Genomic DNA, 22,036 nt, shown 5'->3' with positions numbered 1-22,036 from the left:
CCTATGGCGATTGGCTTTTATGGATAAACACTCATCAGAAGACGTGCTTGCCGGAAGAGGGGATTGTGGCAATTGCGGTTGTGGCACGGTATGTCAAAGAAAAACTACTAAAGAATAAGAAAATGGCACATTTATCAGATTTTGACACCCGAAGGCAATATGCTGCCACTGTTAAAAAGACACGAAGGTTAACTCCTGAAGACACGGAAGAAGTCCGGGAATTGATTTTGGAAGTGAAAGATCCTTCATTTCATTGTGAAGTTGATCAAAGTTTTGGGGTTTTGATCCAAACAAAGGATGATTTCGGAAACACCATGCACCATCGCTTGTACAGTGTGGCTGATTTGCCCGAAAAAGTAAAAGGCAAAACAAGAGTCACGCTTTTGGTGAAGCGCTGTAATTATGTGGATCCATTCAGCGGAGAACTCGAATATGGGATTGCTTCCAATTACCTCTGTGATCGAAAAGTAGGAGATGAAATTACCATCACCGGTCCGTTTGGCCTTCCCTTTAAAGTCCCTGAAGACCATGAAGCCAATTTAATTTTGATCGGAATGGGTACAGGTATCGCTCCTTTTAGAGCATTTATCAAGCACATTTACACCCACATCAGCGATTGGAGAGGAAGAATACGGCTTTTCTACGGAGCCAAGACAGGGCTCGAATTGCTATACCAAAATGAGTTGGATAATGACCTGACCAGTTATTACGATCAAAAGACTTTTCAAGCCATTCATGCTTTGAGCCCAAGACCTTTGTGGAACGATGTCATGACCTTAAATCAATCCATTGAAGACCGATCAGAAGAAATAATAGAAATGCTTTCCAGTCTTAACACCTACATCTATGTAGCCGGACATGAAAAAGTGAAGGAAGGGTTGGATGAGGTATTTAGCAAATTGATGGGTTCTGAGGAAAAATGGGAAACCAGAAAAGCGGAACTTATCGCAGGTAAAAAATGGGCTGAAATCATCTACTAGCGAAAAAGGAAATGTCAATAGTCATCGCAGTTTTAGCACTTGGTGGACTCACCCTAGCCCTGGCCATCTTATTAGTAGTGGCTAATAAGAAACTTTATGTCTATGAGGATGAGCGTATCAATGTGGTGGAAGATATGCTGCCACATGCGAATTGCGGTGCCTGTGGTTTTCCGGGTTGTAGACCCTTTGCGGAAGCCTTGGTTTCTGGAAAAGTCCTACCCAGCAATTGTACAGTCAGTTCACCTGAAGGCAGGGAGGCTATCGGAGAGTTCCTTGGTATTTCCGTAGGGGATGAAGAAAAGAAAGTGGCCCGATTAGCTTGTGGAGGCGGTACGAATGTGGCTCGAAATAAAGCCAAATATGAGGGGCTTGAGAGTTGTCAAGCAGCCGCTTTGGTGAGTGGCGGGGGAAAAGGGTGTTTTTGGGGTTGCCTGGGTCTGGGAGACTGTCAAAAAGTATGTGATTTCGACGCCATTCATATGAATGAGCATTCCTTGCCAGTCGTAGATCTTGATAAATGTACCGCTTGCGGAGATTGTGTAGAAGTGTGTCCAAAGGACTTGTTTTCTCTTCAACCTATCAGCCACCAACTTTGGGTAAACTGCAAAAATCTGGAAAAAGGAGATGAGATTCTGGAAGACTGCCAAGTAGCCTGTACCGCTTGCGGTCGATGTGCTATGGATGCGCCGGGAGACCTTATTGTGATTGAAAATAACCTGCCAGTTATCAACTATTCACTGGCCCACCAAACCCAAGACCCAATTCAGCGATGCCCGACCGGAGCAATCGTTTGGCTTGATCCAAAATTGGGAATAGTAAAAGGAAAAGAAAGTGCGAAAATCATCCGTAAAGGTGATAGAGAGCCTGGTTTTTCCTAAATAATCCTACAAATTTTTCGCTTTCAATTCTTGATTTTCAAGCGCTTAGTTGTCAGGACTGCATTCTTGAAACCTGACTTTTATCTAGCCATTAGCTGATTTCGGTCAATAAAATCTAGGATAATTTTTTGGTACTTACTATGCATAAAACTCTAGGCCATGATCAGTAATCCAGCCAGTCAACCTTCCGAAACGAATCGATTTGAAAGGACCAAAATCAAAGAAGCCGTAATTGAGATTGTCAGTGACTCAGGCGAAGGCGCACAAAAATGTGGACAAAGCTTGGGAGCCATTTCCGCAAAAATGGGAAATGGTGTATGGACAGTTGAAATTATTCCGGCAGAAATCCAACCTCCAGCCCGATCCAAAGCAGGTGCATCTGGAATCAGGGTAAGGATGGGCAGTAACAAAATCACCAACATGGGTGACCATGCCGATTTGGTGGTTGCTCTCAATGAGCAAGTCCTTTATGGACGCATAGACCAAAATGCTTATAAGCCGGGAACTTACCTTCTCATCGAAAATAAATGGGCTACGCATACGGAGGAAACAGCGATCGCCTACAAAGAATCCATAGAGCACTTCAAAGAATTGGGATACAACATCTTTGAAATTCCTATGGAAAAGGAATGCCTGAAGCATGTAAGTGATGCCAAAAAAGGCAAAAATATGTGGGTGCTCGGCCTGCTTTGCAACCTCTATGATCGAGATCTGGAAATCGCAGCAAATCAAGTCAAGTATATCTTCCGAAAAAAGGATGAGAAGATTATTCAAAGCAACCTCGAATTACTCTATGCCGGGTATGAGTATGCCAATGATAACTTCCCCATGCATTTCACCATTCCAAGCAAACTGAGTGAGGAAGACTATGTGGTAATGAACGGGAATGAGGCGATAAGCCTTGGGGTCATGGCGGCAGGAATTGAAGTATGTTCCATGTATCCCATCACTCCAGCCACATCTGCTACCCATGCGATGGCAGAAACCATCGAATCGGCAGGGGGAATTATCCACCAAGCTGAAGATGAAATTGCTGCAATTGGTTTTGCGGTAGGTGCCTCCTATGCCGGGAAAACGGCCGTTACCATTACTTCAGGGCCAGGCATCGCGCTTAAAACAGAATTTATTGGTTTAGCCATTATGGCGGAAATCCCTTTAGTCATCATCGATGTGCAACGGGGAGGACCATCTACTGGCTTACCAACCAAGGTGGAGCAGGGAGACTTATTGGCTGTACTGTATGGTGCCCCCGGTGATGCACCGAAGGTAGTACTTGCCCCATCTACCATAGAGGAGTGCTTCCATTTTGTCATTTTGGCCAGGAAGCTGGCAGAATCATTTAGAACTCCAGTTTTTGTGCTGACAGATGCCAATTTAGCCACAGGCGTACAGCCCTTCCCTCGTCCAAAAATCAAAGCCGAATGGTTTCCTGAACCTTTGGACCAAAGCCCTTGGAAAGAAGGGGTCAAAGTCTATGATTGGGACAAACACACAGGAATTAGCAAAAGACCAATTCCGGGACAGAAAGGCGGAATGTATACCTTAACCGGACTAGCACATGATGAAGATAGTCATGTCGCATACGACCCTGCCATCAACCAACGGGCTGTGGAAAGCAGAAGCCGCAAATTGGCTGCTCTGCGAGAAACGCTGAAGCCACCTACTATCCATGGCGATGAGGAAGGCGACCTATTATTGGTAGGTTGGGGATCAACCCGGGGAGCTATAGAAGAAGCGGCAGAAAGAGCCAAAGAAAAAGGAGCAAAAGTGAGTAGTATTCACCTCCGTTTTCTAAGTCCTATGGAACCTGGACTGAAGAACATCTTCGACAAGTTTAAAAAAGTGATGACGGTAGAAATCAATTACAGCGATACCGTTGGAAATCCTTTGATCACAGTAGAAAACAGGCGCTATTCCCAATTGGCTTGGTACCTGAGAGCGCAGACGCTTACTGACATTGATTGCTTAAGCAATGTTTACGGACAACCCATGAGCCCGATTCAGATTTTACAAAGGCTCGAGAAAGAACTCAACTTAACCTTAATCGACTAGACCATGATTTCTTTTCAACCAGATTTTTGTGAAATCGCACTTCCGGAAGAAGGGCATTACAGCATTGAGGATTATGGAAGCAGTAAAGCAAGATGGTGCTCTGGCTGCGGCGCTCATACTATATTGCATTCGGTACAAAAGCTCTGTGAGGATGAGCAGCTTCCTCCAGAAAAAACCGTATTTGTGTCGGGAATTGGCTGTAGCAGCCGCTTTCCTCACTATATGAAGACCTATGGTTTTCATGGCTTACACGGTAGAGCTCTCCCTGTAGCAAGTGGGGTGAAATTTCGAAGACCCGATCTGAACGTATTTGTAATCACGGGGGATGGGGACTGCTGCTCTATCGGTGCCGGTCATTGGGTACATGGCATTCGCTACAATATGAAAATGGTGGTTTTGCTTTTTGATAATTCAATCTATGGATTGACAAAAAAACAAACTTCTCCAACCAGTCCCTTAGGTACCCATTCCAATACTCACCCAAGAGGATCTGTCATTCCACCCATCAATCCTATTCAGTCAACCTTGGGTTTTGCAAATGTCTCTTTTGTAGCCCAAACCATTGATTGGAAACCAGCGCATCTGAATGCTACACTGAAAAAGGCTTTTGATCATCCCGGATTGGCTTTTGTACGAATTGTGCAACGCTGCCCAATTTGGATGCGGGACACCTATGAGCCAACTGTCAAAGATCCAAATGCTCTAACCTTGTTGGATCATGAGGATGGTATCGTATTGGATGAAAAAGCTAAAAGCACTTTCCGCCATATTGAACAGCACGATCCAAGCAACCTTCTCAAAGCCCGAGAAATGGCCGAATTGGTAAAAGAAACCACACCTATTGGACTCTTTTATCAAAATAAAAACGCCGTCCGATATGATGAATATGGTGCCCACAATTTGGGAATTTCAGTAGAAGAACGAATTGGAGCCATCAATACGCTCATGGATCGATACGCCATTTAACTCCAAGGCTATGAAAGAAGAATTGAAAAATAACACAATGGTGGATCATCAGCCCCTCATTTGGGAAAAAAGCGATCCGGTTCCCGAAGCCGAAATGCAAGCCTTTTGGAAAAAATTACGGCATTTTTATAGAACATGCATTCTTCCAAAAGATGGTAAAAGAATGCATGTAACTTCTGCTCTTTTAGATTATTTGGATGAAGGAGAGGCTTCTTCCTATCCCTTCACTATTGCAGAAAAAAATGGCATGAGTCGAAGCATAAACCTAAATTCAAATACCCCATTTCAATTTTTGGATTACTTGGTTTCCAAGCACCATGTAAGCAACCGAAAGTCCTTTACTTCTCAATTGTCTGAATTAATTACGGGCTTAAATAAGCTTTTGCAGATTGAAGACAGTCAGGCAGAACAGGAATCCCTGAAAAACACCTTTGATTTTGCGGATGAGTTGATCGCTTTTGATAAAATGGTTAACCTACTTCCAAAAAATCAGAAAGCCGAACTTTCCGAAAAGCGCCTTCAACGACTTACTGAAGTAATTTCCACTCTTCAAAAAGGCCTAAATCATTACAAAGAAAAGGAGAGTGTGGTTGTACTTGAAAAAAGCTGGAAAGAGGCTATCTCCAAAGAGAAGTTATTTAAAAACTCCCAAATAGTCGAAACCAACAATGATGCTTTTAATGAAACACTCGAGCTATTCAGCAAAGAGGTAAAATCATTTGTTGAATTGATCAGGGCATTTCGAATTGCTTCTTTGGAGATCAAAGATGAATTCAAAGAAGAAATTCATGAGGAATATTTTGATCACTTTACCTGGTATCGATTATCTCAGGAGGAACTCAATTTATTTCACCCAGTCATTCTGATTGTGGATAAGGGCTATTTATTTGATCATTTGACTTCTTTTTCAAAGCTTCTAGCTTCCAATAGACCTATCAAAGTGCTCGTCCTAAATCAAGAACTGATCACGACACCGGACAAAGATTTAGCTTGGGAAGATGCTTCGCGGCAGTACAAACAAGAAATCGCCACTCTGGGGATTGCTCATCGAAATGTGTCTGTTTTTCAAAGTGGCATGGATGAACCTGAATTAATCTTGGAAGGAATCCACGATTGCTTAAAATCAACCTCCCCAAGCATTTGCTACCTTTCCCTTCCCGATGAAAAGGAGTTAGAAGGAAATACACCGAGCTTAATTATGAAAGCCGAAAATGCCAGTCGGTATTTTCCAAAAATCAGCTATAACCCTACTCAGAGAAGTGTTTCTGGAAAAAGATTTCAACTTTCTAAAAACATCCAAGCATCAAAGGCCTGGCCTACCTTTAGCCTATCTGCAAAAGGGTCAGATGGTTTAACGAAAATTGAGGCCGCATTTACCTATGCAGACTACAAAGCCATTTTCCCTGAAAAAGCTGAAGAGTTGATGTTTATTCCTTCCAGATATTACACTGAGCATTTGGTGTCAATTAGCGAATATTTAGAATTGGAAGAATCTAAGCTCTATGGCAAAATCCCTTTTATCTGGGTAAAAGACGAAACTGGACATTTGTTGCGTGCAGCAGTGCCTAATGTATGGGTAGTATCCTGCCAAGAGCGCTTGGATTTTTGGAATCAATTAAGAGAATTAGCCGGAATACCTGAGGTCGCAATAGGAGGAGAATCTACTCCAATGGATCAAGTTAAAATAGGGGCAGAACCAGGTGTTTCCTCCGAAACTGATCGACAGGAACTATTGAAAAGCCTTCAAGAAGAAGCCATTTCGGTGGCGGCTCAACGCTTGATTTCAGTCTTGTTGGATGATGAAGAATTCAAGTTTAACGAAGCGGCTTTAACCGAAGAGCGGCCCTTGAAAGAGGAAAGTCCTGCTATCCAAAAAGAAGTTGTGACTAAAGAGGAAACTACCTTCAATCAAGTCAGTGGCCCTTGGGTTGAAACTGAAAATTGCACCTCCTGTAATGAGTGTGTGGATAAGTATCCCAAGCTTTTCAAGTACAATAAGGACAAACAAGCCTACATCGATGACCCTTCTAAGGGGACCTTTGAAGAGTTGGTAAAAGCAGCGGAGAAATGCCCCGCAGGATGTATTCATCCCGGAGCGCCTCTAAACTCGAAAGAACCCAATCTGGATAAGCTGATAAAACGAGCTGAAAAATTCAATTAATAGAGTAAGGTCGAAATAATTTCGTCCAGCTTTTCCTATCTATGAGCCATGACAGGTAAGAATACCCGTTTCTACAGATTTATATGGAGAATTACAGCTTCTCATACGATTGCCTATTTTTTTGCAGGGCTCTTTGGGCTATTCGTTGTTGATTATAAGGCCTGGTTTTCTGAAGGCGCAATTTCAACTTTTATGTTGCCAACGGATACCCCAATTGTTGCTCTAGGTCCCGCATTACAACTATTTCGAGGAATAATTATGGCCCTGGTGCTATGGCCTATATATCAGGTTATCATTGAAGGCAGGCGCGGTTTTCTGAAGTTATGGCTTTTGATTTTAGGCCTTTCTGTATTTTCAACTTTTGCAGCTGCAATGGGTTCGATAGACGGATTTATTTACACGAATGTCCCCATTTCTGAACAGGTAATGGGCTACCCGGAAGCATTTTTATGGGCCTCCCAATTTGTTGGAATTCTGTGGGTATTCTACAAATTCGAAAAAAGGGCAATCAACCTAGTAGCCATTATTTTGTTTGTGTTGATTATTTTCATGAGTGTTATGGGTTATTTAGACGGATTGGGTATGCTAACTAGTGAATCAACTGCTAGTATTTGAACAATTCGTTTGCAATAGATCGCCAATACTCGCTTCTTCCAATAGGACCTATAAAAAGGTATAAAAGGTTTGCTGCTGCAACAATAAGTAAAGCTGGATGCCAGCTTCTTAACCTCCAACAAATAATAAGGATGGGGACAATGCAAAGAAGCGTAGAGAAAAAAAGCACATCAATAAAGTCGTAGGGAGGAGGAAAGCCAAAAATTAGAATGGTTGGTATCAAAGCAAATCGACCCAAAGCCGGCATTAATGCCCAAAAGACAGTAGCTATCATCCACATAGCATGATCTTCGAAATTTTTCACCTTGTATATGGCTATCAAAACACTAAAAGCAAACCCGATAATCGTTATAATGTCAGTAAAGGAAACACCATAAAAAAAGTCTGCTGAAACAATGGGATTAGGTTCCAAATCTGCTATTCCTTTTAAATTCTGCGGAATTATCGTAATGGCTGAAAACGTCACTCCTCCAGCTAGGAAAAGTGAAAACGTTCCAAATAACTTATGTTTATAAACCTTTCCTCTAGTAATAAAATAAGGTTGAATAATTACCATGATATACCATAAGATTGCTGATAAGCCATGCATATGTTGATGCCATGAGGCATCAGATAATCTGAGAAAATAACCTCTTGAAAATCCAATTATGGCAATGATTAGGGGGATAATCAACCATTTGTGGGCGTTTTTAAAGTCTGCTAGTGTCATTGAACTTATCTTAATGAACAGAAGATAAGGCATTTATATGACACTTCTATACCTATCACCTCCTTGAAGGCTAAGGTTAATTTTTAGCCAAGTCTTAGAATTGGTGAAAAAAGTATTCTCGTATGAATATTCTACCATTGATAAGGTTGAAAAATCACTGGTATATATTGCCATATCTATATCCAAAGCCCTTCAATTGTTATTCAGAATGATTCCATAGTCTTAACAGATACCGCCATAAAGAAAATTTCAGGCTAATAAGTTTGAATTACTAATTATTTGGCAACTTGCTTAAAAACAAAAAATGACCGAGAAAAAGAACCTATTTACGGATAAAGAATCTATTAAAACCATTGATCGGTTTCGGGTTATTTATTTCGGAATAGCAGTCTTTTTCTTCTTTTTGACCGAAATTGGAAGGAATATTTACCGACCCTTTATCTACTCCAATCAAATTGATGATTTTGGAATTGCGGACAGTATTGGCAATTCCGGTGGAGTAATCGTACAGATTTTTTTCACATTGGCGGTTTTAAACTCCCCCGGAAAGAAAGCTTTCCATGTGATCTGGTTCATTGTGATTGGCTATATCCTCTATGAAATTGCCCAACCCTATTTACCTCGAGGTGTCTTTGATTGGAAGGATATTTATGGAACACTTATAGGAGGATTTATTTCTTTACTCTTGTTGCTGCTAATTAGGAAGGCTATTTCAAATAAGATTCTTCATAGGTTTTGAATTGTTGAGTATCTGCGTCTTTTGATGCCATCCTAAAGGGATTTGGATTCGATTAATAGGTTTTTACAATATTTTTTTTAAATTGATTAGGGTTAACTTTCTGATAAACAGTCACTTTTTGTGAAGTATCTTAAAGAACCCAAGAATCCTGGCATTTACCAAGTGCACTCTGAAAACTCCTTTTTATTTGAAAGGGGAGAAAGATTTTAAGTTTAATACTAGGACTCCTTGGCTATCAGAGTAGCAATAACTGTAATATAATCTTTATGTATGCCCTAGGAGAACTCAATCCTTCAAACCAATAAATGGAGGGTTATGAAGCTAACCATACATATAAGTAATAGACCTACATAGACAAGTAAACGGGGATGCTGAAAACCGAACAGAGTAAGCTTCAAATAAATTTTCAATTATGCCAAAGTATGTAATCGAAAGAGAAGTTCCGGGAGCAGGGAAATTGACTCCTGACCAATTAAAAGGTATATCACAAACATCTTGTGGTGTTTTAAACCAAATGGGGCCTCAAATTCAATGGGTTCACAGTTATGTGGCTGATGATAAAATCTATTGTATTTATAATGCTCCAAATGAAGAAATGGTCCGTGAGCATGCAAAACAAGGAGGGTTTCCCGCGAATAAAGTCAGTAGGGTTTCCACTATTATTGACCCAACAACAGCCGAGTAATTTAAATATTTAGGCTAAAATAAATTGATTCTTCAATCCGAACCCGAATACCCCTAAAAGGCAAAGGGGAGAGGGGATAATAGTATCAATCCAAAGCTATTGCGAAAGCTCAGGTATCAGCTTTTTTCTTAAATGAAGATCAATATGGAGGTAAACCTTCCTTGATATTTAACCCCATTCAAGAATTGATTAGCTGAATTTATATCAAACCTCAAATAAAATGACCTTCCGAAAAAGTAGATTTAATTTCTTTTTTATCTGGAGCTCACTTTTCTTATTAATTACAATTATCGGTTTTATTCCCAGCTTCTTACTTAGGCCTCTATTTAAAGAAACTGGAATTCCTTCATATTTCATACTACACGGGGCTCTAATGCTTCTCTGGTTTTTAGGCTTTTTCCATCAAAACTTTCTGATTGCAAAAGGGAAATTGATTAACCATAAAAAGAATGGCATAGGCTGGTTTATCCTGGCTTTCCTAGTTGCACTAGCAAATTTTAATGTGCTGATTAGGATGTCTGGGGAAGTAATTGATGGAAAAGAATCATATTATGGAGTTGTTAGGACAGTTAAAAATACGGGCCGATTGATTCTCGGAAACTTGTACCTTAACCTCAGCTCAGCCATTTTGATTCTCATTGGGTATATCAAACGAAAAAATCCCAATGTTCACAAGAGAGCATTATTTGGTGCTTGTGTTTTCCTATTAGCCCCTGCTTTAGATCGTTTCATGCGTCCATTCAATCTTGAAGAATTCCATCCGGCTCTAAACTTTATCATATTTCTTTTCCTGATTCCTATTTCCTTGATAATTTATGACCTGATTAGGTATAGGAGATTATATCTGATCTCAATAATCATTTTGCTAATACTAATTTTTATCATTCCGCTTATAACGTTAGGGATAGAATATCAATTAGACAGGTCTATTATAGAGTTTCTAGGATTAAGGTGATAAGAAATAATTATAGTATTTAAAAAACCCAATTAAATTTTAACGGTCTCTTAAGCAAAATACCCATCCATAAAATTCCTGTTTTGTTTTATTGATAACCAAGTAGCCATAAACCTTGATCATGAAAAAACTTCTAGTCCTTACTTTCCTATTTTTAAGCTTTACCTCTTTTGTTCTTTCTCAAAGTAAAAAGGGAGAAGTTGTAACAGATACAATCTATTCCAAAAACCTCGAAAATGAATATGGAGAAAATCCCAATCGGGCAGTTTCTGTATATCTTCCACCGGGCTATCATGAAAGTGATCAATCTTACCCAGTGATTTATTTTTTACATGGATTTACAGGTGATAATCGTATGCTGGGTTTTATGTCAGAAATCCTAGATTTTGCTATTGAAACAAACAAAATACGTCCGTTTATACTGGTTGTCCCTGACCAAAAAACCACCTATGAAGGAAGCTTTTATAGCAATAGTGAACTATTTGGTAACTGGGAGGACTTCACTGCTTTTGATTTAGTAGAATATGTGGATTCCAATTTCCGAACAATCCCAAAAAGTGAAAGTAGGGGAATAACCGGGCATAGCATGGGAGGATATGGTGCACTAAAAATCGCTATGCATCATCCTGATATCTTTAGTACCGTCTATGCTTTGAGCCCCGGTGCATTGACTATTGTCAGAGAATATGGCCCAAATAGCGACACCTTTAGGGAAGTGTCCGCATCTTCCACAATTGAAGAATTGAACCAAACCTATTTTGGAAAAGTCATGCTTGCATTTGGTCGTGCTTGGTCACCTAATCCAGATAAAGCTCCATTTTTCTGCGATTTCCCTTTTGAATATCAAGGAGATAAACTCATCGTCCATCAAGATGTATTACAAAAATGGTATGATAATATGCCCCTACATATGATCGATGAAAACCTGGAAAACCTCCAAAAGCTTAAGGCTATAAAAATGGATTGGGGAAGAAATGCAGGAGATCGCTTTACCATTCAATGTGAAATGTTCAGCCAACGGTTAGAAAATGTTGGTATCAAACATTTTGCTGAAGAATACATAGGAACACATGTAAATAACATATATACCAAAGACGGCCGCATCCCCAATCAAATGCTTCCCTTCTTTGATTTCTATCTGGAATTTGATGAGGAAGATTGATAAAAACACTATAAAAAAATCAATTTGAAAGGACAAAACACCTCTTTTTATGAAGGTTACCCCAGAACACAATGAACGAATCGCAAATATGAAATTCGGTTCTGTTTATCCCCACTATCTCTCAAAAGTGGAAAAGAAGGGAAGAACAAAAGAAGAACTTCTCAAGGTGATAGAATGGCTTACCGGATTTGACGAGGGAAAATTGAATGAGCTTATTCAAGAGCAAGCAACTTTTGAGACATTTTTTCAAAAGGCAAAATTGAACCCGAATGCTGAACTGATTACAGGAGTAATTTGCGGCTATCGAATTGAAGAAATTGACAATGCACTGACCAAACAAGTCAGATACCTCGACAAATTGGTAGATGAGTTAGCAAAGGGAAAGAAAATGGAAAAGATTTTACGATCAGAGTAAAATATTGAAAGGATTATAATTAGACTTTTTTAATTGATTTTTGTATTTTCAGAAGAACTGATCTCTAAGCACTTAAATGCTGCTATTAGTTAAACGTCGGTTTTATTCTTTGGCTAATTAGATTTTTAACTTAACCCATGCAATTATGAAATCCACCCAAACACTGTCCCGCTCATTGAAGGCCATCATTTACCCAGCCCTATTCATCGCTTTTTTAGGAATCCAGTCCTGCAGTTCTAGCACTCAAACAGAGACTACAGCTTCTGAAGAAGAGGCTCCAGCTCCTCCAATCATGGAGATAGTTACAGAAACCATGGATTTTCAAATGCCGGATACCATTCCCTCGGGTTGGTATACCTGGAGGTATCACAATAACTCCAATCAAACCCATTTCATCCTGATTGATGACTACCCGGATGGAATTACCTTAGATTCTATCAAAGCACGGGTTCTGCCGGTTTTTGGAAATGGGATGACACTACTCAATGAAGGAAACACCGATGAGGGATTTGCCGAATTTGCTAACCTCCCTTCTTGGTTTTCAGAAGTGGTATGGCGAGGGGGAGTAGGATTGGTTTCTCCAGAAGTAACCACAGAATCAACTCTAAAATTGGATCCGGGGACCTACTTCGTGGAATGTTATGTAAAAATGAATACCGGAATGTTCCATACCAATATGGGAATGATTAAAAAATTGGTGGTTTCGGAAGAAGTTTCATCTTTATCAGAGCCAAAAGCAGATATTACTATTAACCTTTCTGGCGAATCAGGAATTACGGTGGATCCTCCTTCTGTTCCGGGAAATTATACCTTTGGAGTCCATTTTTCGGATCAAATGATTCATGAAAACTTTGTCAGTCATGACCTGAATCTGGTGAGACTGCAGGATGACGCCAACCTTCAAGATTTGGAGGCATGGATGGACTGGAGAGATCCGAAAGGATTGATAGAACCCGCCCCGGAAGGAGTGATTTTCCTAGGCGGAGTCAACGATATGCCTGCAGGTGAAACTGGTTATTTTTCAGCCCAACTAGTCCCAGGCCAATATGCTTTCATTTCCGAAGTACCGAATACCTCCGGGAAAAAGCTCCTGAAAGTTTTCGAGATAACTCAATAGGTATTTTCCTCGCTCTAGAAAAGAAAAAAAAGACTGTTTCAAAACAATTGTCTTGTTAGGCTAAGCGAAGTCGAAGCCCATGCTTAGTTATTACCAGAATATTAATTCACCTCAATGACAAATCGAGCATATCGAGTCATAGGGTGCACACCAGAATCCTTCACCTCAGCAATCACATGTAAAAATCCTTTCGATTCTTCATCTAGCTGAATCTGAACTTGATTTCCTTGGGGAGAAAGTTTTGCATCTCCAGTGTAAGTTCCTACCTCTTTGTAAATCCAAAACTTGGTTTCCAAGCTATCTCCATCCGGGTCGGAAGTTTCTACCTCTATGGTCAATTCATCACCTGGCTGACTTTGAATTCGATTGGATCCTTTGGCCACAACCACTGGAGGATGATTGGCTTCAGCATAGTCCATCACGCACCAATCTGCTCGCGCCGCAAAATCCTCCTGAATTGCCTGAATCCAACGAATCTGAGGATAAGTAGCATCAAGAGTATCGGTAAATGGATTATAATCTAAAACAGCGGCTCCATCTTCCCAGCGATTCGGTTGTTCGACTGATTGAACCAATCGGCCTCCCCAACCTCCCCATTCGGGATGATTGAGATTATCTAGACCTACATCTATGAGATGCAAATAAGCGGGCGAATCCCCTTCAGAGATAAAATCATATATTCCAAAAGTCCCCCATTGAGCGTTTTCTAACTTAGTTGGGTCTCCATGTATATGTTCATCATCCCCTTCCTGCTTCTGCCCGTCTCCATAACTGTAATATTGCTTAAGCAGTGGACCGTGATTGTTAATGATTTCATTTCCCATAAAATCTCCTTCAAACAAGAAATGCTGTAACTCAGGCACCGCCTGTTTCCAAGGGTAGGCAAAGCACCAAAACTGGCTGGAGTTATAATAAATTTTAATGTCAGGCCAATTGGGTGCGATGTATTTCCCGTAGGTAGCGTCCTGATCTAAAATCGCATAAATGATAGCCTTGTCCACTATTTTTTGATAAATCGATTCCCATTCTGCGGTTGTCTTATACTGATCTTCTATTGATTTAAGAGCTCTTGCGATAGTATTCGTACCACCCCAAACCTGAAGGTAAATAGGCTCCATATCATCATCTAAGAGCTTTTCTTTGATATAATCGGAACCGGGAGTATCCTTTTCCATTTCCCCTTCGAAATCAATATTCCCAACCCGGACCATGCTACGCAAATGATCAGCAGTTGGAAAGCCCTCCGCATGCTGACTTAATTTGGGATATACCTCCTCATAAGCATCCAAAAGTGGATTCATCCATTCGGTCCCCGGCCATCGCAAATCTGGAATTGCCCCATAAATGCGCTTGGTCATTTCCATTTCAGAGGTGAATAAGGTCCCCTTTCCATCCCCTTTGTAATGCCACATAGAAGAGGAATAAATTAAGCCCTCAATTCTGAATTCATTAGCATACAGAAGCATGCGGATAAATGAATCCACATCATCAATCTCCCCATCTGTCGTGACAATGGTTCTGGGTTTTGTTTTTTGCTCAGAAACAGGTTCTGAAATTGTTTCGGGTTTGGGTTGACAAGAAAGAGCTAATGATAGAGCGAAAAGGAAGAGAAGATATTTCATAGGCTTGGTTGTAAAGCCTTCAAAATAGTAAAATGACAGGAAACTCCCATTTTGTAATATCTTCTTATTGAATGACATTCCGATAAATAAGCCATGGATCTTGAAAATCAAAGCCGAATATAAGTCACTGATTTTCAAATAATTTTTTAAATTACATCTAACCGGCAAGCATTTTTTATGATTGAATTTCTCCGAAGAATTAGACAGAATCTGATTTCCGAAAATAAAATCGGCAGGTACTTGAAATATGCTGTTGGGGAAATATTACTCGTTGTAATCGGAATTTTGATCGCTCTCTCCATAAACAACTGGAATACAAATCGAACCACCCAAAAAGAAACACTGAATTTTTTAAGCAACTTAATTGATGATTTGAATAATGACATTGCCTCATTTGATGGTAGCACCAATTTTAACAAAACAAGGCTAAGAGGGATCTTTTACTTATTAGAGCACTCAGAATTAAATACAAAGCGATTTACAGAGCTTGATTGGGTGGATTTATCCAAAAATGATCCTTCAAGCCGGCTTTGGCCAAATCCTTACCCAGATACTGTAAATCGAGATTTTACAAATCTCTCCTTCCAATTGCTGGGCCGTGGATTTGGTGGCGTTTCTTTAAACAAATCAGTAATTAATGAACTCTATTCCACGGGCTCATTCTCTCATATCAAAAACACCAACCTGAAAACTAAAATTGGGAATTATTACAGCTATTTAGCCCAACGGCTGGAAGGGTATGCTATCGAGGAGCATGAAGAATGGGCAAATGAAACCACGCGCTTTTTTCGTGACAAGTATGGAATTTTTACGCTTGACGTCTCTGATTTAGAGGATCCTTTGGGGATTATAAAAGGAAAAAAGGACGTAGAACATCATTTACGATATCTTGCCCTGGAGGTGAATTACCATTGCGTCTGGACCCAAAACGCCAAAAAAATGGCCTTGGAGTTAATCCAACTTATTCAAGAAGAACAAGATCTATTAAGGAATTAACGAATTCCTCCAAAATAAATAACCCTGATGGTAGGGTACCTATGATTAGTATTAATAACCTCACTTTTAACCTTTAACCAAAAGAAAATGGAGAAATATAAAGACTTACATAAATGGATGATTATCCCAATGGTATTCATGCAGTTTGGGATTTTTTTGGACTATTGGGGAGATTTTTCGGAAAATGCCTGGTCTGTTCATGTTCATTACTGGACCGGGACGATTTGGTATCTCTATTTGATCATTCAACCCTATTATGCCACCCATGGACAATTAGAAAAGCATAGGACAAATGGTATCATCGGAATGTTTTTAGCTGGAGGCGTCTGCATCACAGCTTTTAGCATGATGTATAGGGATATCGCAACTACCCAAAGAGCTACAGAAATGACCGATCTGTTTGGGCCTTTTGAGCCCTGGTTTTTCTTCGGGGTTGCTGCTGTGGAAATTCCCATGATCATTGCTTTTGGATACGCTGTGATCAAAAGCATACTCCAAAGAAAAAATCTGGAAGACCATGCCTGGTGGTTGATTTCAACGGTATTTATAATCATGATGCCAGCCTTGGCACGCGGAATTCAAAATGTATATGTTGGGATGAACATAGATGATTGGCCCATTATTGATATCATGGTGCCTGTTTATTTCGCACAAGCAATTATCATCGGCTTGACACTGCTGACAGCTTGGAAATTTAAAAAGCTGAAACATCCAGGAACCTTTCTAGCAGTGGGGATCAATATTTATACTTGCTTTCTGGAACCGCTTGGAAGATCAGAAACGGTACAACATTTATTGAAAACTCTTATCAAGGGTTAATCAATAACTGAAAATCATACTCAGGCCGAGAAGTTTTCAGCTTTTTCCTCACCAAAAAATATTTTTATCTTTCTATCATTGATGCTATTTACTACTCTCACACACCTATGAACTTACCCAAAATAACAATTTTAGCTGCCCTACTTTCATTTGCAGCATTTGCACAAGCTCAAGATGGAACCATATATCCGCTCGAAGCTCCCGCTGAACCAAACGCCATTTTGCTTGGAACCGGCGGTGTTGAAGATCAACCTTCTCCTGAAACTTGGTTTCGCCAATGGGGAGATCCCATGGCACGAAATATTTCAACTGCTACCTTGACACCATTTTTACCTGAACCAGGTACCGCAAATGGAGCCGCCGTAATAGTCGCACCAGGTGGAGGTTTCCGATGGCTATCCATGGGAAATGAAGGATGGGAAGTTGCGGAGGCTTTGGCAAAGCAGGGAATTGCCGCATTTGTGCTAAAATACCGCCTTCACCCGACACCTGAATCCCTTGATGATTTCTCGGCTTGGATGAATCGCCCTCGACCAGCCCCTTCAGAAAACTCCCAAGGAAATTCCAGCAATAATCTTTTACAAGTGGACCTTTCCAACCAGCTAGAGGATGCCGAAGCTGCTTTTGCTCTTATTCTTGAACGAGCCGAAGAATGGGGAGTCGACACTAAAAGAATAGGAATGATCGGGTTCTCAGCAGGAGCCGGCCTTACCATGCATGCTACTCTCCATTCCAAAACCATGGACTTAGCCTTTATTGGTCCAATCTATGGAGGAATGGGACCAGTGGAAGTTCCGAAAGAGGCCCCTCCCATGTTCAACGTTATCGCTACCGATGACTTCCTCTTTAGGGGGCAGTTCGGCATAATAGATTCTTGGTATAAAGCAGGAATCCCTGTTGAGTTTCATCTCTACCAAAACGGCGGTCATGGATTCGGCCTTGGAAACCCTAACCGGACTAGTAATCGTTGGTTTGATGCCTTTATCCACTGGCTAGATGTAAATAAATTTCTTACTGCTGAATAGGGACAAATACAGGAAAACCTTCGTTTTGCTTCCTTTCGATAATTTCCTATACTTTTGGAAAAAGAAGAAAGTAAACAATGAGAAAGATTTTTCTGCTGTTTTTAGGTTTGGCTATTGCTTCCTGTACTAGCGAAACCGAAAAAATAGAAGTCTCCGAAAACCCAATTTCCCAACATTTAGATGCCTATTTCACGGCATTAACCGACCTCAAGGAGTTCAATGGGGTAATACTAGCCTACAAAAATGATAGCCTTATTTTAGACAAGGCCTATAACCTATTTCCAAATCCTAATAGCAGTACCTATGTGAGTACTGAAAGTCAATTTGATATTCATTCGGTAGCCAAACTGATGACTCACTACCTTATTGTCAAACTGGAAGAAGAAGGCAGACTATCAGAAGAGGATCCGATCAATCGCTTTTTTCCTGATTTTCCAAAAGGAGATCAGATCACGGTCAAAATGCTATTAGACCACTCCTCCGGCTTGCCTAGAGAACTTCTAGATTTGGAAGGGAATGAGTTTGATTTAGAGCCTAGTGAAATTGTAGCACTTGCCAAAAAGCAACCCTTACTTTTTGATCCTGGCGAAGATGCCCAATATTCGAATGTTGGTTATGAATTACTTTATGAAGTCATTTCACAGATTTACGGCAAGCCTTTCTCTCAATGTGTTGTGGATGAAATCTTTGTCCCTTTAAAAATGGATCACAGCGGGGCTCATTTTTATACCAATAACAAGCGCTTAGAAAACCCAGCAAAAAATCATGTACTACAAGACACTTCTCTTGTTCAAGTTCCGAATATTCTGGAGGATGAATTTAAAACAGCTCGTTTTTATTCGACTGCTGCAGATTTGGACAGATTCCAAAAAGCTCTAGAGAAAGAACCTTATGCTTCAGCAATGAAAAATGAAGCAGGTGTCATTGCAAAAGATGGTGGATCGAAAGGTATCCGGGCTCAGGTGTATACTGATTTAGAAAAAGGCTTCCGCTTTGTCCTTTTGGCTAATTTTGATGATATGCCTTTTTTCAAAACCATTGAAGATGTCAGTAAAATCCTTGATTCTGAATTAGTAGAAATTCCAAAGGAACTTAATCGTATTGCTATAGATGTGGCCCCAGATATTCTGGAGAAATATGCTGGCTCCTATTTCTTCGCTGATTTTGATGGATTGATTTTACGGGTAGAAGTGGAAGAAAATGGAATAGCGGTTTTTCAGGACAATGAAAAAATCGGAAGCCTAAAGGCAGAATCTCCCACCGTCTTTTTTGAAAACCCAAAGGAACCAGAATCTTTTGAGTTTATCCCAAATGAGGAAGGATCATATGATGTAATGATGGGCTGGAAGGGAATTTCTGTAAAGGGAAAACGGCAATAAAGGAAACCTAAATTCCTCGCATTATTCCACTAAAAATGCTAACTTAAGTAAAGTTAATGCAGGGTCCTGAGGGTATGAATTCTTAAAAATCCTGCACTTAAAAAAGACTAAAATTGTTTTCTCAATAGAGGAAAAAATAGAATATAAAATTTCAAAATCATGAGTATTTTATCAGACAAAGTAATTCCGGGTAAACAGGGAAAAGTATTTGAAACAAATGCGAAGGAAGCCAAAGATTTAGAGCAAATCCGCCATAGATTATTGGCAATGGAAGGAGTAGAAAAAGTCACTCTAAATCAAGAGGTTTTCCCTAAGGAGTTTACCGTACAGACATCCCAGATGGTTCCTATCAAAGACATCGAACAAGCCGTAATTTCTGAAGGCTTTCATGCATTGCCAAAAGGTGTGATTGACCTTTAAATTCCTGTTTAATCTAACTTTGAAATGAACGTATGGATGAAATCAAGTCCTATAAGACCAAATTTGCTCAAAGATTATTTATTCAATCTGGTTTGTATTTAGGTCTAATTTTTTTCTTGATTTTAGAAATTCTCATTCTTACCAAACGAAATTTTTCCGTCGATTTGTTCATACTTCTTCAACTTGTCCTGATTATAAGCCTTGTTGTATTTTTTATGATTTGCTTGAAAAAAGCAAAGCTTTATATCCAAAACATAAGTTTCAATGAAGACCATCTGATTATCTCCATTGTTAGATTTGATGAAGAACTGCCTCCCATAAAAATCTCCTATGATTCCATTGATATTGACTTTGATAGAAACTTTGCGGAAAAATATCCTAAACACACCCTAGAGTTTAAACTTAAAAATCAAGAGCCTGTCTTGGCGAATTTATCATCTATTAAGCAATATGAATTAGGCTTTTGGAATAAAGACAACTTGAAGAAAATCTACGATCTTATCATTTCTAAAAAGGAATCCAAATAAAGAATCCCAGTAATAAATTATTCGGTTTACTGATTTCCATATTTTCAATCAACCAACAATCTCCATAAAGAGAAATCCATATGAAGAAATTTCTTTGGCAGCTCCTGATAGCCTTTTTGGTAGTTAGCTGCACAAGCGCCCCTGTAGTAGAAGAAGCTGCCCCTTTAGAAGAAGCCTCCTGGTGGAAGGAAGGAGTTCTTTATCAAATCTATCCACAAAGCTTCAAGGATACGGATGGAGATGGGTTTGGGGATTTAAATGGGGTCATTGAAAAACTGGACTACATCCAAAGTCTCGGTGTAACAATGGTTTGGATGAATCCCTTTTTTGATTCTCCGCTAGTAGATAATGGCTACGATGTGAGTGATTACCGAGGCATCCTTCCTCGCTATGGCACAATGGAAGATTTTGAGCGAATGCTAGATGGAATGCATGAGCGCGGGATCAAATTTGTCCTGGATGTTGTAGTCAATCACAGCAGCGACCAACACGAGTGGTTTTTACAATCAAGAAGTTCCAGAGATAATCCTTATCGGGATTATTACCATTGGTGGCCAGCAGAAAAAGGTGAGCCTCCTTATCGCCATAGTCTTTTTGATCCCGAAGGAGCATGGGAATATGATTCTTTAACTGACGCCTACTACCTCCACACTTTTGCAGAGGAGCAACCGGACCTGAATTGGGAAAATCCCAAAGTTCGCCAGGAAGTCTATGATATCATGAAGTTTTGGGCTGAAAAAGGGGTCGATGGATTCCGGATGGATGCTTTTCAGTTTGCCAGTAAGGATACGACATGGCCGGAATTTCCCGAAGGACATGAAAAAGATTTCATCAAATGGTATGGAATGCGTCCCCAATTACATGAATACCTGAAAGAAATGAATCAGGAGGTAATTGAGAAATACGATGTATTTGCAGTGGCAGAGGGAGCAGGAAGTACTTTCCAGGATGCCCATGATTTGGTGGATGCTGAACGGAAAGAGTTACAAATGGCTTATCACTTTGAATCAGTGGATATGTCACGAACACCTGAAGGTTATACCTTATCACAGTTTAAGGATGTATTCAGTCGATGGGATAGTGCCTTTTCAGAAAAAGGCTGGATTGCCATTTTCCTTTCCAATCATGACAATTCCCGGTTGGTCAATCGCTTTGGAAACCCAAGTCCTGAATTCCGTACTCCTTCCACGCAAATGTTAAACACCTTCCTATTGAGTATGCGTGGGACACCTTACACGTACTATGGGGATGAAATTGGGATGACCAATATCGATATGCCAAACATTGAAGAATACGTGGATGTAGAGGCTATTGGCAAATACAAAACCGCTGTGGCAAATGGGGAGGATTTAACGGAATTCATGAAAGTATTGAATTACAGTTCCCGTGAAAATGGCCGTACACCCATGCAGTGGGATGATTCAGAGAATGCAGGGTTTACGACCGGAACTCCCTGGAAAAGGGTGAATGAAAACTACAAAGAAATCAATGTAGCCGCTCAAGATTCGGACCCAAACAGCATTTTGAACCATTTCCGAAAAATGACCAAAGTGAGGAAAGAAAGCCCTGTTTTGGTCTATGGTGATTATGAGTTGATCCAAAAGGAACATCCAAATATTTATGCTTATTCCAGAACCTTGGGTGAAGAAAAAATGCTTGTCTTACTGAATTTTTCAGATCAAACCTCATCCATTGATCTTCCGGAATTTGGAGATGTAGACACAGTCATCGACAATTACGATACTTTCGATCGGGAAGGATCCATGTTTAATCTTAAGCCTTATCAGGCTGTCATTTTGAAAATCAAATAAACG

21 protein-coding genes are annotated in these 22,036 nt (G+C 40.1%); 19 read left to right on the top strand and 2 right to left on the bottom strand.

Features of this window, described 5'->3' with window-relative positions; translation table 11 throughout:
* Window positions 1-122 precede the first annotated feature (122 nt).
* From NY014_RS11290 to NY014_RS11265, 6 genes are all read left to right on the top strand, one after another.
* Entirely contained in the window at window positions 123-980 is an 858-nt protein-coding gene (locus NY014_RS11290) for a ferredoxin reductase domain-containing protein (RefSeq protein WP_259414689.1), read from the top strand.
* 11 nt (window positions 981-991) lie between these two features.
* A complete protein-coding gene (locus NY014_RS11285) occupies window positions 992-1,858 on the top strand; it encodes an RnfABCDGE type electron transport complex subunit B (RefSeq protein WP_259414688.1) in 867 nt (288 codons plus the stop codon).
* Window positions 1,859-2,017: 159 nt separating this feature from the next.
* Complete coding sequence (locus NY014_RS11280) at window positions 2,018-3,910, top strand: 2-oxoacid:acceptor oxidoreductase subunit alpha (protein WP_259414687.1); 1,893 nt, start codon at window positions 2,018-2,020, stop codon at window positions 3,908-3,910.
* A gap of 3 nt (window positions 3,911-3,913) precedes the next feature.
* The gene (locus tag NY014_RS11275) at window positions 3,914-4,876 is read left to right on the top strand and encodes a thiamine pyrophosphate-dependent enzyme (RefSeq protein ID WP_259414686.1); all 963 of its coding nucleotides are present in this window, start codon (window positions 3,914-3,916) and stop codon (window positions 4,874-4,876) included.
* 10 nt (window positions 4,877-4,886) lie between these two features.
* Window positions 4,887-7,037, top strand: coding sequence for a ferredoxin (locus tag NY014_RS11270; protein WP_259414685.1), 2,151 nt, complete (start codon window positions 4,887-4,889; stop codon window positions 7,035-7,037).
* Window positions 7,038-7,085: 48 nt separating this feature from the next.
* Window positions 7,086-7,652, top strand: a complete 567-nt coding sequence (locus tag NY014_RS11265) for a hypothetical protein (RefSeq protein WP_259414684.1) — start codon at window positions 7,086-7,088, stop codon at window positions 7,650-7,652.
* Here NY014_RS11265 and NY014_RS11260 read toward each other — a convergent pair.
* Window positions 7,642-8,361: a hypothetical protein gene (locus NY014_RS11260; RefSeq protein WP_259414683.1), complete on the bottom strand. Its 720-nt coding sequence runs from the start codon at window positions 8,359-8,361 to the stop codon at window positions 7,642-7,644. The two genes, NY014_RS11265 and NY014_RS11260, sit on opposite strands and share 11 nt — an antisense overlap.
* Window positions 8,362-8,665: 304 nt before the next feature.
* Here NY014_RS11260 and NY014_RS11255 point away from each other — a divergent pair, with 304 nt between their 5' ends.
* The 6 genes from NY014_RS11255 to NY014_RS11230 all read left to right on the top strand — a co-directional run bounded on the left by NY014_RS11255 (window position 8,666) and on the right by NY014_RS11230 (window position 13,434).
* Window positions 8,666-9,100 carry a hypothetical protein gene (locus tag NY014_RS11255; RefSeq protein ID WP_259414682.1) on the top strand — a complete coding sequence of 145 codons (435 nt, stop codon included), beginning with the start codon at window positions 8,666-8,668 and terminating at the stop codon, window positions 9,098-9,100.
* 412 nt (window positions 9,101-9,512) lie between these two features.
* On the top strand, window positions 9,513-9,785 hold the full coding sequence (locus NY014_RS11250) for a DUF4242 domain-containing protein (RefSeq protein WP_259414681.1): 273 nt from the start codon (window positions 9,513-9,515) through the stop codon (window positions 9,783-9,785).
* 220 nt (window positions 9,786-10,005) lie between these two features.
* Entirely contained in the window at window positions 10,006-10,740 is a 735-nt protein-coding gene (locus NY014_RS11245) for a hypothetical protein (RefSeq protein WP_259414680.1), read from the top strand.
* A gap of 121 nt (window positions 10,741-10,861) precedes the next feature.
* Window positions 10,862-11,902 carry an alpha/beta hydrolase gene (locus NY014_RS11240; RefSeq protein WP_259414679.1) on the top strand — a complete coding sequence of 347 codons (1,041 nt, stop codon included), beginning with the start codon at window positions 10,862-10,864 and terminating at the stop codon, window positions 11,900-11,902.
* Window positions 11,903-11,951: 49 nt separating this feature from the next.
* A complete protein-coding gene (locus NY014_RS11235) occupies window positions 11,952-12,317 on the top strand; it encodes a DUF2200 domain-containing protein (RefSeq protein ID WP_135072002.1) in 366 nt (121 codons plus the stop codon).
* Between the two features lie 145 nt (window positions 12,318-12,462).
* Window positions 12,463-13,434: a hypothetical protein gene (locus NY014_RS11230; protein WP_259414678.1), complete on the top strand. Its 972-nt coding sequence runs from the start codon at window positions 12,463-12,465 to the stop codon at window positions 13,432-13,434.
* Window positions 13,435-13,535: 101 nt separating this feature from the next.
* Here NY014_RS11230 and NY014_RS11225 read toward each other — a convergent pair whose 3' ends face one another.
* Window positions 13,536-15,056: a nucleoside hydrolase-like domain-containing protein gene (locus NY014_RS11225; RefSeq protein ID WP_259414677.1), complete on the bottom strand. Its 1,521-nt coding sequence runs from the start codon at window positions 15,054-15,056 to the stop codon at window positions 13,536-13,538.
* A 177-nt stretch (window positions 15,057-15,233) separates the two neighbouring features.
* Here NY014_RS11225 and NY014_RS11220 point away from each other — a divergent pair, with 177 nt between their 5' ends.
* The 7 genes from NY014_RS11220 (at window position 15,234) to NY014_RS11190 (ending at window position 22,033) form a co-directional block, all read left to right on the top strand.
* Window positions 15,234-16,052 (top strand): DUF6090 family protein, encoded by an 819-nt coding sequence (locus NY014_RS11220; protein ID WP_259414676.1) that lies wholly within the window; start codon window positions 15,234-15,236, stop codon window positions 16,050-16,052.
* Window positions 16,053-16,139: 87 nt separating this feature from the next.
* A complete protein-coding gene (locus tag NY014_RS11215; RefSeq protein WP_259414675.1) occupies window positions 16,140-16,871 on the top strand; it encodes a hypothetical protein in 732 nt (243 codons plus the stop codon).
* Window positions 16,872-16,978: 107 nt separating this feature from the next.
* Window positions 16,979-17,896, top strand: a complete 918-nt coding sequence (locus tag NY014_RS11210) for an alpha/beta hydrolase (RefSeq protein ID WP_259414674.1) — start codon at window positions 16,979-16,981, stop codon at window positions 17,894-17,896.
* A 77-nt stretch (window positions 17,897-17,973) separates the two neighbouring features.
* A complete protein-coding gene (locus NY014_RS11205; RefSeq protein ID WP_259414673.1) occupies window positions 17,974-19,275 on the top strand; it encodes a serine hydrolase domain-containing protein in 1,302 nt (433 codons plus the stop codon).
* Between the two features lie 159 nt (window positions 19,276-19,434).
* Window positions 19,435-19,695 carry a hypothetical protein gene (locus NY014_RS11200; protein ID WP_259414672.1) on the top strand — a complete coding sequence of 87 codons (261 nt, stop codon included), beginning with the start codon at window positions 19,435-19,437 and terminating at the stop codon, window positions 19,693-19,695.
* A gap of 215 nt (window positions 19,696-19,910) precedes the next feature.
* Complete coding sequence (locus tag NY014_RS11195; RefSeq protein WP_259414671.1) at window positions 19,911-20,222, top strand: hypothetical protein; 312 nt, start codon at window positions 19,911-19,913, stop codon at window positions 20,220-20,222.
* An 80-nt stretch (window positions 20,223-20,302) separates the two neighbouring features.
* Window positions 20,303-22,033: a glycoside hydrolase family 13 protein gene (locus NY014_RS11190; RefSeq protein WP_259414670.1), complete on the top strand. Its 1,731-nt coding sequence runs from the start codon at window positions 20,303-20,305 to the stop codon at window positions 22,031-22,033.
* Window positions 22,034-22,036 lie beyond the last annotated feature (3 nt).

The organism is Algoriphagus limi, assembly GCF_024919275.1.
In the GTDB taxonomy this organism is placed as follows: domain Bacteria; phylum Bacteroidota; class Bacteroidia; order Cytophagales; family Cyclobacteriaceae; genus Algoriphagus; species Algoriphagus limi.
This window is presented reverse-complemented; position numbering and strand designations above follow the sequence as displayed.

Coding starts and splice junctions, on each gene's coding strand:
- NY014_RS11290 (WP_259414689.1), top strand. CDS start 123: ATGGCACATTTATCAGATTTTGACACCCGAAGGCAATATGCTGCCACT.
- NY014_RS11285 (WP_259414688.1), top strand. CDS start 992: ATGTCAATAGTCATCGCAGTTTTAGCACTTGGTGGACTCACCCTAGCC.
- NY014_RS11280 (WP_259414687.1), top strand. CDS start 2,018: ATGATCAGTAATCCAGCCAGTCAACCTTCCGAAACGAATCGATTTGAA.
- NY014_RS11275 (WP_259414686.1), top strand. CDS start 3,914: ATGATTTCTTTTCAACCAGATTTTTGTGAAATCGCACTTCCGGAAGAA.
- NY014_RS11270 (WP_259414685.1), top strand. CDS start 4,887: ATGAAAGAAGAATTGAAAAATAACACAATGGTGGATCATCAGCCCCTC.
- NY014_RS11265 (WP_259414684.1), top strand. CDS start 7,086: ATGACAGGTAAGAATACCCGTTTCTACAGATTTATATGGAGAATTACA.
- NY014_RS11260 (WP_259414683.1), bottom strand. CDS start 8,361: ATGACACTAGCAGACTTTAAAAACGCCCACAAATGGTTGATTATCCCC.
- NY014_RS11255 (WP_259414682.1), top strand. CDS start 8,666: ATGACCGAGAAAAAGAACCTATTTACGGATAAAGAATCTATTAAAACC.
- NY014_RS11250 (WP_259414681.1), top strand. CDS start 9,513: ATGCCAAAGTATGTAATCGAAAGAGAAGTTCCGGGAGCAGGGAAATTG.
- NY014_RS11245 (WP_259414680.1), top strand. CDS start 10,006: ATGACCTTCCGAAAAAGTAGATTTAATTTCTTTTTTATCTGGAGCTCA.
- NY014_RS11240 (WP_259414679.1), top strand. CDS start 10,862: ATGAAAAAACTTCTAGTCCTTACTTTCCTATTTTTAAGCTTTACCTCT.
- NY014_RS11235 (WP_135072002.1), top strand. CDS start 11,952: ATGAAGGTTACCCCAGAACACAATGAACGAATCGCAAATATGAAATTC.
- NY014_RS11230 (WP_259414678.1), top strand. CDS start 12,463: ATGAAATCCACCCAAACACTGTCCCGCTCATTGAAGGCCATCATTTAC.
- NY014_RS11225 (WP_259414677.1), bottom strand. CDS start 15,056: ATGAAATATCTTCTCTTCCTTTTCGCTCTATCATTAGCTCTTTCTTGT.
- NY014_RS11220 (WP_259414676.1), top strand. CDS start 15,234: ATGATTGAATTTCTCCGAAGAATTAGACAGAATCTGATTTCCGAAAAT.
- NY014_RS11215 (WP_259414675.1), top strand. CDS start 16,140: ATGGAGAAATATAAAGACTTACATAAATGGATGATTATCCCAATGGTA.
- NY014_RS11210 (WP_259414674.1), top strand. CDS start 16,979: ATGAACTTACCCAAAATAACAATTTTAGCTGCCCTACTTTCATTTGCA.
- NY014_RS11205 (WP_259414673.1), top strand. CDS start 17,974: ATGAGAAAGATTTTTCTGCTGTTTTTAGGTTTGGCTATTGCTTCCTGT.
- NY014_RS11200 (WP_259414672.1), top strand. CDS start 19,435: ATGAGTATTTTATCAGACAAAGTAATTCCGGGTAAACAGGGAAAAGTA.
- NY014_RS11195 (WP_259414671.1), top strand. CDS start 19,911: ATGATTTGCTTGAAAAAAGCAAAGCTTTATATCCAAAACATAAGTTTC.
- NY014_RS11190 (WP_259414670.1), top strand. CDS start 20,303: ATGAAGAAATTTCTTTGGCAGCTCCTGATAGCCTTTTTGGTAGTTAGC.